The organism is Nocardia sp. NPDC046473 (assembly GCF_040645995.1).
Lineage (GTDB): Bacteria > Actinomycetota > Actinomycetes > Mycobacteriales > Mycobacteriaceae > Nocardia.
On sequence record NZ_JBEYZJ010000002.1, the window covers coordinates 579,935 to 592,615 of the forward strand.

The 12,681-nt window shown below is 66.2% G+C and carries 9 protein-coding genes; all 9 read right to left on the minus strand.

Annotated features, from left to right (window positions below; all coding sequences use genetic code 11):
- Positions 1 to 40: 40 nt before the first annotated feature.
- Positions 41 to 1,954 (minus strand): long-chain-fatty-acid--AMP ligase FadD32, encoded by a 1,914-nt coding sequence (fadD32, locus tag ABZ942_RS08170; protein WP_357379998.1) that lies wholly within the window; start codon positions 1,952 to 1,954, stop codon positions 41 to 43.
- Between the two features lie 191 nt (positions 1,955 to 2,145).
- Positions 2,146 to 3,165, minus strand: a complete 1,020-nt coding sequence (locus ABZ942_RS08175; protein WP_357379999.1) for an LLM class F420-dependent oxidoreductase — start codon at positions 3,163 to 3,165, stop codon at positions 2,146 to 2,148.
- Between the two features lie 191 nt (positions 3,166 to 3,356).
- The gene (locus tag ABZ942_RS08180) at positions 3,357 to 4,343 is read right to left on the minus strand and encodes a cutinase family protein (RefSeq protein WP_357380000.1); all 987 of its coding nucleotides are present in this window, start codon (positions 4,341 to 4,343) and stop codon (positions 3,357 to 3,359) included.
- Positions 4,340 to 4,879 carry a DUF732 domain-containing protein gene (locus tag ABZ942_RS08185; protein WP_357380001.1) on the minus strand — a complete coding sequence of 180 codons (540 nt, stop codon included), beginning with the start codon at positions 4,877 to 4,879 and terminating at the stop codon, positions 4,340 to 4,342. Before ABZ942_RS08185 ends, ABZ942_RS08180 begins: the two co-directional genes overlap by 4 nt.
- Positions 4,880 to 5,145: 266 nt before the next feature.
- Positions 5,146 to 6,945: an alpha/beta hydrolase-fold protein gene (locus tag ABZ942_RS08190; protein ID WP_357380369.1), complete on the minus strand. Its 1,800-nt coding sequence runs from the start codon at positions 6,943 to 6,945 to the stop codon at positions 5,146 to 5,148.
- A 352-nt stretch (positions 6,946 to 7,297) separates the two neighbouring features.
- Positions 7,298 to 8,305 (minus strand): alpha/beta hydrolase family protein, encoded by a 1,008-nt coding sequence (locus tag ABZ942_RS08195; RefSeq protein ID WP_357380002.1) that lies wholly within the window; start codon positions 8,303 to 8,305, stop codon positions 7,298 to 7,300.
- 354 nt (positions 8,306 to 8,659) lie between these two features.
- Positions 8,660 to 9,643: an alpha/beta hydrolase family protein gene (locus tag ABZ942_RS08200; RefSeq protein WP_357380003.1), complete on the minus strand. Its 984-nt coding sequence runs from the start codon at positions 9,641 to 9,643 to the stop codon at positions 8,660 to 8,662.
- A gap of 372 nt (positions 9,644 to 10,015) precedes the next feature.
- On the minus strand, positions 10,016 to 11,077 hold the full coding sequence (locus ABZ942_RS08205) for an alpha/beta hydrolase family protein (RefSeq protein ID WP_357380004.1): 1,062 nt from the start codon (positions 11,075 to 11,077) through the stop codon (positions 10,016 to 10,018).
- Positions 11,078 to 11,377: 300 nt separating this feature from the next.
- Positions 11,378 to 12,439 carry an alpha/beta hydrolase family protein gene (locus ABZ942_RS08210; RefSeq protein WP_357380005.1) on the minus strand — a complete coding sequence of 354 codons (1,062 nt, stop codon included), beginning with the start codon at positions 12,437 to 12,439 and terminating at the stop codon, positions 11,378 to 11,380.
- Positions 12,440 to 12,681: the final 242 nt, after the last annotated feature.

The following is a 12,681-nucleotide window of genomic DNA, read 5'->3' on the forward strand; positions in this document are numbered from 1 at the left end:
TTGGACGACATGTCGGCTGTCCGAGGCCACCCCTGGGCAATTACTCTTCCGGTGCATCGGGGAACGCCTGCTGGGTGTAACCACCCCGCAGCGTTCCCTCGAGGTAGGCGGCCTTGCAGGCCCGCCGGGCGATCTTGCCGCTGGAGGTACGCGGGATGGAACCCGCGGGCACCAGCAGTACGTCTCGAACAGTGACACCGTGGCGTGACGCAATCGCGCCGCGCACCTCGTCCGCGATCGGTAGTGGATCCGCCTTGCCCGCACCCGGGCCGCGCTCGGCCACGATCACGAGCTGCTCGGAGGCGTCGTCGGCGTCGAACTTCAGGCCCGAATGGCTGCCCTGGTCGAAGACGAGCGCGGGAAGCTGGTTCGCGGGCACCGAGAACGCGGCGATGAAGCCGGGCCGCAGCGCCTTCGAGGCCTCCTGTGCGGAGAATTCGAGATCCTGCGGGTAGTGGTTGCGGCCGTCGACGATCACCAGGTCCTTCACCCGCCCGGTGATGTACAGCTCGCCGTCCAGGTACACGCCGTAGTCGCCGGTGCGCATCCAGTTCGCGTCGCGCTCGGTGCCTTCGGCGTGGCTGCCCTCGGCCAACCGGTGCGGCACCTTGTTCTGGAAGGTCGCCGACGTCTCGTCCGGTCGGCCCCAGTACCCGATGCCCATGTTGTTGCCGTGCAACCAGATCTCGCCGACCCGGCCGTCGGGCTGCTCGCGCCCGCCGTCGACCTCGACGGTCTCCGGATCGACGATCACGGCCCACTGCGACAGCGCGACGTAACCGCAGGAAACCTGCGCGATGGCGTTCTCCGTGCCCGGCTCGACCTTGACCATGCGGCCTGCGTTGAGCTCGATGCGGTCGACGTAGGTGACCTTGGCTTCGTCCTCGGCCTTGGTCGCCGACACGAACAGCGTCGCCTCGGCCATGCCGTAGCACGGCTTGATCGCCGTCTTGGGCAGGCCGTAGGGCGCGAACGCCTCGTTGAACTTCTTCATCGAGGAGGTGGTGACCGGCTCGCTGCCGTTGATCAGGCCGATCACGTTCGATAGGTCCAGCGACTCGCCGTTCTTCGGCAGGCCACGGGCCGCGGCGTGCTCGAACGCGAAATTCGGTGCGGCGGCGAAGGTTCCGGCGCCGTCGGACTGCGCGGCGAGTTCCTTGATCCAGCGGTACGGGCGGCGCACGAACGCGCTCGGCGACATGATGGTGATGTACTTGCCGCCGACCGCGGGCAAGATCACCGTCAGCAGGCCCATGTCGTGGAACAGCGGCAGCCAGGTGACGCCGCGCGAGTTCCAGTCCAGGTTGATCGCGTCGACCATCTGCAGCAGGTTGGTGCCGACCGCGCGGTGGGTGATCTCCACGCCGGCCGGGGTACGGGTCGAACCCGAGGTGTACTGCAGGTAGGCGATGTCATCGATGGCGATGTCGGGACGTACCCAGCTTTCACCGACGGTGTCCGGGATCGCGTCGACTGCGATGATGCGCGGTCGCTGAGCGAAGGGTAGTGAGCGGAACAACTGCCGCACCCCGGCCGCCGACGAACTGGCGGTCAGTACGGCGGCGGGCTCACAGTCGCCCAGCACGGCGTGTAGGCGGTCGGTGTGCCCCGGCTCGTCCGGATCGAACAGCGGCACCGAAATGGTGCCCGCGTAGATCGCGGCGAAGAAGGAGACCACGTAATCCAGGCCCTGCGGCGCGAGGATCGCGACCCGGTCGCCCGGGTTGGTCACCTGCTGCAGTCGAGCGGCCACCGCGCGCAGCCGAATGCCGAACTCACGCCACGTCAGTTCCTGCGCCTCGCCATCACGCTCACGCGAGTAATCGATGTAGCGGTACGCCAGGGTGTTCGCGTCGTTCCGGGTGTGCTTCTCGACGTGATCGACCAGGGTGTGATCCTCGGGAATTCGGATGTTCCCGGTCTCGTCCAGGTAGTCGTCGAAAGTCTCTTCCATTCCTTCTTCTCCTCCGAGGCACACGCAGCAAGACGGCGACAACGCCGTTGTTACCTGTGAGGCCCCGACTCGCTTTCGCCCGCGGGTGGCTCCAAGTGCCCGAGTCAGCCTGCAGTTATTGGGCGGTCTGCGCGGTGACCGCTATCGGCTAGATGTACTCAAACCAGAGTCATGTTACAGAGAAGCCCGGCTCACTCGTCTCGCAGCAGGGGAATAACGGGGGCGAATGCGTCCATCTGGGTGGGAAACACCCCGACATACGACATCGAGGTGAGTTGGCGCACACGACGGATCTGCTCGGCGATTTCCTCGAAGCTGCCGATCGCCACGTAGGGCGAGTTGAGGATGTCCTCGACCGAAAGCTTCACGTCCACTTCGAGATCCGGGTGCAGACCACGCTCGATCGCGGAAAGCGCCATCTCAGCGGTCTTCTCGCGATCGTCGGTGATGACGATGGCGGTGATGGCCCAGTTGAGCTCGATATCGGCGAACCGGTCGCCCGCGGCCTCGCGGATCAGGTTCACCTTCTCGATCGTCTTCTCGAGCGTGATACCCGACAAGAGGCCTTTACCGTTCTTGGTGGTCACCGGCACGATCGAGATGATGTCGGCGTGCTTGGCGGCCAGCCGCAGCATCTTCGGGCCACCGCCGCCGGTGCAGATCGGCGGGCGCGGCCCCTGCCGCGGTCGCGGCGTGCCCTTGATCCCGCGCACCTGGTAGTACTTGCCCTCGAAGTTGCACTCCTGGCCGCGCAGCAGCACGTCCAGGATGGTCAACGTCTCGTCCAGCTTCTCCAGCCGGATGCCGGGCGTCTCGTAGGGCAGGCCGGCGGCGAGGAACTCGTCCTGCTTCCAGCCCGCGCCGACGCCGACCTCGAGGCGGCCCTTGGACAGCACGTCGATGGTGGCCAGGTCCTTGGCCAGCACCACGGGATGCCGGAAACCGTTGGCCAGCACCGAGGTTCCGAGGCGGATCTTCTCGGTGGCCTGGGTGAGCGCGCCGAGCGCGGCGATCGGGCCGATCTGATCACCGAGGTGATCCGGCACGAAGAAGGTGTCGAACCCGTACTCCTCGGCCTGCTGCGCCGTCTGGATGAACTTGCGGGCGCCACCCTCTTGCTTGTTTCCCTCGCCCGCTGCCCCGAAGCGGAAGCTGCGCAGCGGCGTACCGAGCGCGGTCGACTCACCGGCTGGTGCGGCGGCTTCTGTCATGAACTCATGCTCCTGGCTGTAAGGAAATTCGGGCGCGACGGTGCAGGGCGGTCCCACCCCGAACACGAAGTCGGTGTTGCCTGCGTCGCGATCACCAGCGGCACTTTACAGCGTCCTGCCCAACGGGAGTCGCGCTTGTCGGAGCAGTTCTAGGTGTACTGCCTGCCGACCGGACCAAAGGCTGTGACTTGTCACGAATGAGCCGGATGCGGCGCCGATTCGATGAGCCCGTTCGCCCAGTTGACGGTCCACTGGGTGGACGTCGCCCCGCTGTCCTCGACGACGAAACCGTTGTACAGCGCGTGCACCGGATTGCCCGCCGCACGCACCAGCGCGCCCACGCTGCCCATGATGTTGAACGGGCTCAACGCCTGTCGCGGTGCGTCGCAGATCAGGTCGCCCTGCGCGCAGATGGTGAAGGTCCGCGGGGCCAGCTCGCCGAAGCCACCCGGCCGCGGACCGGTCATCGTGATGCCGGGAACGTTGAGACCCTTCAGCGCGACTTCCGCGCCGACGCCCTGCGGCACCGCGCCGACCTGGACGGCTTCGCCAGGTCCGGTGTCACCGGTGCGCCTGCCATCCGAAATCAGGCTCACGCCGAGCACCTTGTTCGCAGGCACCGGCCCCTTGCCCTGGCCGATGTCGGCGGCCACGTCGCCCGCGATCACCGCACCCTGCGAGAACCCGGCGATCACATAGGTGGTCAGCGGACAGTCGCGGTAGCGCGCGGCCATCGCGTCGACCATCCGCTGGGTGCCCTCGGATCGGCTGTCGTTGTAGGAGGCCTGACCATCCGGCGGCAACGCGATCGGATTGGAGAACTGCGCGACGTACGGGACGGTGTACACGTCCAGCCGTTCCTTCGGGAACTGCCGGCCCACCGGGTTGGAGACGTTGAGCATCAACGAATTCGGGTTCGCCGTCGGGTTGTGCGGATCGTCGTTGCTGTTCGACTCCCAGGTGCCCGGCACCGCGATCATCTGCACGTCCGGGCAATCTGCCGACTGCGAGGTCGGCTCCTTCGGCGGCTTGGGTCCCGGCTTCGGCTGCTTCAGCAGTCCGGCGAGCAGATACCAGAGCAGCAACACCACGATGATGATCAGAATCAGGATTCCGATCAACAGCAGACAACCCGCCGGCCTCGACCGGCGAGCTCCCGAACCGCTGCGGGCGTTCACTTGCAGTACGTCTGCTTAGCGGCGCTGATGTAGACCTGCCCGGCCTTCTCCACCGGCATCTTCGCCGGATCGAAGGACGGATCGGAACCGGCCATCGCGGTCACGAAGGTCATCAGATCCTGATCGGAAGCACCCGAAGCGGTGCCCTGGCACACGTAATTCGCCACGCTCAACGCGATATCAGGGGTAGATGGCGTGACGCCCTGCTGCTTGAGCGCGTCGAGATACTTCTTGTCCTTGTCGGTGAGCTTCGAGGTATCCGCGGGCGGCGGGGTGTCGATCGGCTGCGGACGTTCGGGCGCCACGGTCTCGGCCGGCGGCTGCTGCTCAGAAGCCGGAGCCGGCGCGGGCGCGGGCGCCTGCTGGCCGGGATCGACACTGGTGCTGGACGCGGCGGGCGGCTGCGTCGCCGCCGTGGTACGGGTCAGCGTCGGCGTGCTCGACGCGGTCGAGTCGTTGCCACCACAGGCGGCGAGCAGGCCGGTCGCGGCGATCGCCACCACAACGCCGAATACCTTGCCACGGGTCCTCTGCATGAATTCTGTCCTCGATCTGTTCGCAAACGGGGGAGGTCGCCCCCCAACATAGCGGTGTTTGTTGGCCGCGTGGCCGCGGCGTGTTCGCGGCCCCCGGATGTCCCGCGTCCGAGCTGTCGAGACTCGCGCCTGCGGTGCATGCGCTTCGACAGCTTGGACGCGGGACGGGCCGCGAACGGGGTCGCTCGTAAGACTCGCTCCGTGGTGCGTGAGTTGAGTGGGCAAGTCTCGCTTGGTGTTAACCAGTAGTAGGCGCGACCAAACTATTACAGGCCGTGTACTTCTGGTTTTCCGTCTTTGATGACGATGAAGCCGGTTTGGAAGTTTTGCTGGGTGCCGCCGGGGACGGGGAACTCGTCGCTGATCGGGTAGCCGAGCTTGCCGTTCTCGTAGCCGAGTACCTGCCAGGCGTCCATGATCGGGCCGTTCTTCACGGCCCAGGTGCCCGACAGCGGGCTCCAGTAGACGTTGCCGCCCTCGAAGCGGCTGTAGCGGCCCAGGTCCTTGGTCGGCTGCTCCTCGGTGGCGGGGAAGCCGAGCCAGCTGTTCTCGTAACCCATTTGGGCGTACTTGCCGAGGATCATGCCCTGCAGGCGGTGCACGCCGGTCTTGGCGCTGTAGTAGAACGGGCCGTTCTCGAAGGACTGCACGGCGCCGTCCCGGTTGGGGGTCTTCACCTCGGGTGCGACGGGGTAGCCGGCCGGGCCGCCCTCGTAGCCCTGCCTGCCCCACTCGTCGAGGATCGCGCCGCGCACCACCTGGGCGCCGGTCTGTGGAGTCCAGTAGAGCGAGCCGTTCTGGAAGGTCTGCATGCGGCCCTTGCCGTCGGGTAGCCCGCGTTCGTCACCGGTCGGCAGGCCGAGCGGGCCGGCGGCGCCCTGGGCGGCCTGGTAGCCGCCGCCGATCATGCCGCCGACGGGGTGCGCGCCGCCGGCGGGTGTGAAGTAGACGCGGCCGGACCGGAAGTCCTGCGCCACACCGCCTGCCACCGGGTATTCGGCGGACAGGCAGTCGCCGAGCCAGTTGTTCGCCGCGGCCACCGTCGCGATCTGGCCGCCGACGGTACAGCCGGTCTTGCCGGGATCGATACCGAGCGCGGTCGCGGCCTGGGTCCAGGACTGCCGCATCTCGAAGTCCCAGTAGGGCCACGAATGCGTGCCGGACGGGCGGTAATTCACCTGCGCGGGGATCGCCAGCCTGCCGAGCTTGGTGACGAAGTTCTGCGAGGTGAGCCGCGACAGAATCTCCAGGCCCATGCCCGCGTAGTTGGTGCTGACGCCGGGAATGCCGGAGGCCTGGTCGAACGGGCCGGTGGCGCCGCTACCGCTGGAGACGTAGAGGGAGACGCCCTTCAGCTTCTCCGCCTGCGTGTACGGGTCGTGCGCGGCCCATTCCGGGCTGGTCGGCGGGCCCCACATGGCGCCGACGTCGTAGCCGCCCGCGTCGCGCATGGCGAACTGGATGGCCTGCGGCATGCCGATCGTGGTGGTGGTGAGGAAGCCGGAGTAGGAGGCGGCGTACTTGGCGAAGCCGGGATTGCGCGCGGCCAGGAACATCGCGGCCGTGCCACCCATCGAAAGGCCTTCCATGCCACGGACATCCGTGGCCCGCCAGTCGCCCTCGAGCAGCGGCGGCAGCTCCTTGGTCAGGAAGGTTTCCCACTTGTAGGTCTTGCCGTTGTTCGGCTGGATCCAGTCGGAGTAGAAGCTGGACTGGCCGCCGACCGGCAGCACCACGGTGACGTTCTTGTCGGCGAAGAAGTCGACGGCGCCCGCGTCCTTGGTCCAGCCGCTCTCGTCGTCTTGGGCGCGCAGGCCGTCGAGCAGGTACAGCACCGGGAAACGCACGTCGGGCCGGGTGTTCCAGTCCTTGGCGAGCAGCAGCTGCACCTGGACCGGGGTGGCCATCGACGGCGAGTTGATCCACAGCGCGACCCTGCGGTCGGTCAGCCAGATCACCTTCTGCACGGTCGCCGGGGCGACCGCCTCCGGGGCGGGGCCGGGTGCCGGTGCCAGGGCAGGCTGCGCGTAGGCCGGGGCGATGCCGGCCGCCAACGGGATCACCATCGCGGTGGCGAGCAGCACTAACCGCCCGCGAGCCGGACGAGCGCCACGACGCTCGCGTCTCCCCCATCTGCCGCGCCGAATCCCTGCCACAAGAGCTTTCTACCCCGGTGTGTGCCGCGTTCCGGGGAGGACACGCACGATAAGAAAACCGCCATCTTCGTTTTGCGGCCTCGCGCAACGCATCCGGCGCCACCGCTTCCGTACTGGAAGCTGCGGCGCCGAAGCGGTCTTACCGGGACAAATGATTTGTGAATACATAGATACCTCCCCCGATACCCGTTGAAACCACCTGCCCCGAAACGCAACTCAGGTCGTACCCCGCGGGGTACGACCTGAGTGGGTCAAGCAGCGATCACCAGGCGCCGGTGGCGTCCAGGATGCCGTTGCGGGACTTGAAGAGCTCGCCCTCCCAGTACTTCCAGGAGTGGGTGCCCTGGGCCGGGAAGTCGAACGTGGCCGGGATGCCGAGCGAGGACAGGCGAGCCTGGAACGCGCGGGTGTTGACCAGTGAGAGCGCCTCGAGCGCCATCGCGTTGCCGGTGTTGAACACGCCGACCGCCGAGTTCGGGCTGTCGTACTGACCCGGCAGGCCGCTGGCCGCCGAGATGTACATCGGCAGGCCCTTGAGCTGCGGCGCGAACACGAACGGGTCCATCCGCAGCCACGCGGGGCTCCACGGGGCGGCCATCGAGTCGACGTTGTAGCGGCCCGCGTCCAGCATCGCGACGCGGATCGCCTCACGCATGCCCGGCGCGGAGATGTTCAGGTAGCCCGAGTAGGAGGCGGCGTACTTGAACTGGTCGCGGTGGTACGCGGCCAGCGCGAGTGCGGCACTGCCACCCATGGAGAGACCGGCGACCGCGTTGTTGGTGCGGGAAACGCCGTAGCCCTCCAGGAAGGCCGGGAGCTCCTTGGTCAGGAAGGTCTCCCACTTGTAGGTGGTCTTCTGGCCGTTGGTGTTGCTGGTCGTGTACCAGTCCGTGTAGAAGCTGGACTGACCACCGACCGGCATGACCAGGGAGATGTTGTCGCCGCCGAACTGCTGCAGTGCGTTCGTCTCGAACGACCACGCGTTGCGGTCGTCACGGGCCCGGAGTCCGTCGAGCAGGTACAGCGCCGCGTTGCCGCCGCGCGATGCCCACTGCACCTGGACCTTGATCGGGCCCATGCTGGACGGGACCATCAGATCTTCGAATCCACCTGCCGGGGAACGCAATACCGGTGCGTGCACCGGCGCCGCGGTGGCGATCGGGGCCGCCACACCTACGGCGATCGGTAGCGCCAATGCAGCGGCACCGACAGCCAGAATTCGATTACGCCAACCACGAGGTGCGCCTCGCCGTCCCGATTTCGTTCTCATCGGCGCGGCCGCCCTGCCGAAACGCATGAATCCTGCTCTCTTTCTGCTTTTCTGCCTGTTGTGGTGCCGTCCGCGACCCCGAGAGGGCGCAACCGCACCAGTGCTGCCAACGAGACGCACACCGCCACACCGGACCCCGACATTCCGGCGCAGGCGACTGCGAAACAACGATCTGGTCACACTTGCGCTCGCTGGACGATATTCGACACCCGTGGCCTTAGCAAGGCCGAGGCAACCAGGTGGCCGAAATCCGCCCGTACGCAATCTGTGATGGTGCGGTGACCCTATCGCGTTCCCCCGGTGATTGTCGTGCCGGAACACCAAAATTTCACCCTGATGGCCGGAAGTGTCAGCTCAGCCTAAATGGGCGCTGAGGTCGGGCAGCATCTGGAACACCTGGTCCTGCCAGTAGTTCCAGCTGTGCACACCCACCGGGGTGTAGACGAACACCGAGTTGCTGGGTCCGAGACTGTTAATCCGAGCTTCAAAGGCACGGGTGTTGGCGAGCGCGATCGTTTCCAGCGCCATCGCGTTGCCGAGGTGATAGACGTCGATCGGCGCGTTGATCACGTCGCGCGGTCCGTTCAGGCCGTTGCCGGAGGCGATCCACAGGCGAGTTCCGTTGTCGCGCAGTAGTTGCGCGAACATGAACGGATCGTTGCGTAACCAGCGCGGATCCCATGGCGGACCCCACATCGCATCGATGTTGAAGCCGCCCGCGTCGAGCATGGCCAGCCGCAGCCCCTCCTTCATGGCGGGTGCGGAGATGTTCAGGTAGCCGGAATACGAACCGGCATAACGGAACTGGTCGGGATGGTAAGCGGCCAGCGCGAGCGCCGCGCTGCCACCCATGGACAGGCCGAACACGCCGTTGCCGCGCGGAGTGAAGCCGAGGCGATCGCGCAACGCCCAGCGCAGATTCTCCGTGAGAAAGGTCTCCCAGGCATACGGCTGCTGTTGGCCGTTGGTATTGCTCGGCGCAATCCAGTCCGAATAGAAGCTGGACTGGCCGCCGACCGGCATCACCACATTGATGTTCCACTGCGGCAGCACGCGGGAGATGTCCGTCTCGACCTCCCAGCCGCTCAGATCGTTGCGGGCGCGCAGGCCGTCCAGCGCGTAGACCACGCGCCGGGTATTGCCGTCGGCGGCACGGAAGATCCTTGACTTGATCGGACCCATGCTGGAGTCGACCCAGAAGTCGACGCCGCGCGGGTCGAAACCGGCCTGTGCGGTCGCGGCGAATCCGCCGAGAGCGGCACCGAACGGCAGCACGAGTGCGACGGCCAGCCCCGCGACCGAACGCCGAAACCAGCGGCGATCTGACGACTCACGCACGCTGGCAACCGTCCCGCGTACTCCGCCTGATCGCATCGATTCGACCTTTCGCCCGTGCGCTCGCCGTTGACCGCATGTAGATCGACACTCGGCATCGATGGCTTCCAGCGCGAAGCCCTCGGGCCTATCCCTCTTCTATAGGCAGTTATTCGAGCTGTACCCGTCGTAAACACGCTGCGATGCCGGATCGTGACGAAAACCAAAGATTTGCCGACCTACCGGGTTTACCGCAATGACCGGCAGCGACAAGATCGCAATTCGTTTGCCAGCGATCTACCAGCCAATCATGCCGTGTTATATCCGCGGGCGGGGCAGAAACAACAGACCGCCCGGCACTTGGTAGTGCCGGGCGGTCTGTCTACAACGAATTCGTCAGCCGATATTGGCGGACATGTCCGGAATCATCCGGTAGGCCTCATCGGTCCAGTTGTTCCACGCGTGAATGCCGTAGGCCGGGTAGGAGTAGACCGCGTTGCCGCCGCCCAGCGTCGCCATCCGCACGTTGAACGCGCGGGTGTTCGCCAGCGCCAGCGCCTCCAGGCCCATCCCGTTGAGGGTGTTGAAGCTCGGGCCGTCGTTCGCCGTGGGCAGGCCACTGGCCGCGGCGATCCACAGGCGGGTGCCGTTGCGGACGAGGTTCGGCGCGAAGACGAACGGATCCATCCGCAGCCACTGCGGGCCCCACGGCGGTGCCATCGAGTCGACGTTGTAGCCGCCCGCGTCCAGCATGGCGATGCGGATCGCCTCCCGCATGCCCGGCGCGGAGATGTTCAGGTAACCGGAGTACGAGCCGGCGAAGCTGAACTGGTCCGGGTGGTAGGCGGCCAGGGTGAGCGCCGCACTGCCGCCCATGGACAGGCCGAACACGCCGTTGCGGGTCGTGTTGAAGCCCAGCCGGTCGTGCAGTGCGTTGCGCAGGTCGCGGGTCAGGAAGGTCTCCCACTGGTACCGGTAGCTCTTGCCGGGGCCCGCGGCCAAGATGTTCAGCGCGCCGGAGCCGGAGGACGAGCCGGTGCCCGCCGGGATGCCTGCCAGCTCGCTCGGCGCGTTCCAGTCGGCGTAGAAGCTGGACATGCCGCCGACCGGCATGACGACGTTGATGTTCGCGTCGGCCAGCACGGCGGGAACGTTGGTCTCGATCTCCCAGCCGTTCAGCGTCTCCGGCGCACGCATGCCGTCGAGCACGTAGGCGACCCGGTTGGTGTTGCCGTCCCTGGCGCGCAGCACGCGGGTCTTGATCGGCCCCATGCCGGAGTCGACCCAGAAGTCGAACGCCCCGGGGTCCATGCCCGCCGATGCGATGGCACCGCTTCCCGCCGCCGCGACGCCGAAGGGCAGCAACAGTGCCACGGCGACCCCGAGTGCGGATCGCTTCACCCACGAACCAGTCGCTCCGGACGTACCGGATCTACCTTTCCAGCGGGCAATTCGCATCAAACTCGACCTTTCGTTCGGGCGACCGGAGGGCAAATAGCTGGCGATCTCTACCGGCCCCCTGTGCGGACACTGAGTGCCGCCGTCCACCGAAAACGGACGAATCGACCTCCGTGCATGTTCTTCGTGTATCAATCGGCATCGGAAGCTTATATGTTGCTGGAAAGTGACTCATGCCACAACTCGCCTACCGCTACCCCTTCACATTCGTTACCAAACGCCGGTTGGACGACTGGCAAACGAAAAGACCGCCCGATGCGCTCGGCATCGGGCGGTCTGTCGAACAGACTTACCCGTAAATCACCCGATATTGGCGGACATGTCCGGGATCATCCGGTAGACCTCATCGGCCCAGTAGGTCCAGTTGTGCACACCGACGGCCGGGAAGTCGTAGGTGGCATTGCCCGCGCCCAGCGTGGCCATCCGGACCTGGAACGCGCGGGTGTTGGCCAGTGCCAGCGCCTCGAGTCCCATCGCGTTGACGGTGTTGAAGCTCAGCCCGTCGGCACCGCTGGGCAGGCCGCTGCCCGCCGAGACCCACAGCCTGGTGTTGTTGGCCTTGAGCCGCGGCGCGAAGACGAACGGATCCATCCGCAGCCACTGCGGACCCCACGGCGGCGCCATCGCGTCGATATTGAAGCCGCCCGCGTCGAGCATGGCCACTCGCAGCGCCTCGCGCATACCCGGCGCCGAGATGTTCAGGTAGCCGGAATACGAACCGGCATAACGGAACTGGTCCGGATGGTAGGCCGCCAGGGTGAGCGCCGCACTGCCGCCCATGGACAGGCCGAACACCGCATTACCGTTCGGATTGAAGCCGAGCCGATCACGCAGCGCGTTGCGCAGGTTCTGGGTGAGGAAGGTTTCCCACTTGTAGGTATTCGACTTGCCCATGCCCGCGGAGCCCGAGAGCAGTCCGGAGCCGGAGTTGGCGGAGCCGGTAGAGGAGGAACCCGCGCTGCCGAGACCGAAGAAGTTACTCGGCCCGGTCCAGTCGGCGTAGAAGCTGGACGGACCGCCTACCGGCATGACGACGTTCATGTTCCATTTGGTCAGCTCACGCACGACCTCGGTGTCGACTTCCCAGCCGCTCAGATCCGGCCGGGCCCGCATACCGTCCAGCGCGTAGACCACGCGGCTGGTGTTGCCGTCGGCGGCGCGGAAGACCCGGTTCTTGATCGGGCCCATCTCCGAGTCGACCCAGAAATCGAAGCCGTCCGGATTGAAGGCCGCGGACGCCGGTCCGGCCGGGCCTGCCACCGACACCCCGAGCGGCAGCAGAATCGCCATGGACACCAACGCCGAACGCTTCAGCCAAGATCCGGCTTTTCGAGTATTCAGACGCCCGAACACGCCTCGCATCAGTTTCGACCTCTCGTTCATGCAACAGCATCGGCCGTTGTCTCACGATGACCCGCCGATGCCCACAACTAGTTGACGTCATGACGGGCGTACTTTCGCAGCCTAGCGCGTCATCGTGACTGTGGCGTTATCGAACCGAGACAGAGGGGTGTACACGAATTTTGTGAAACCTGCCCAAAGCGAACACCGGGCACCCTGTGAAGGGAACCCGGTGTGCGTGTTGATCATTGGTATTCGGCTCA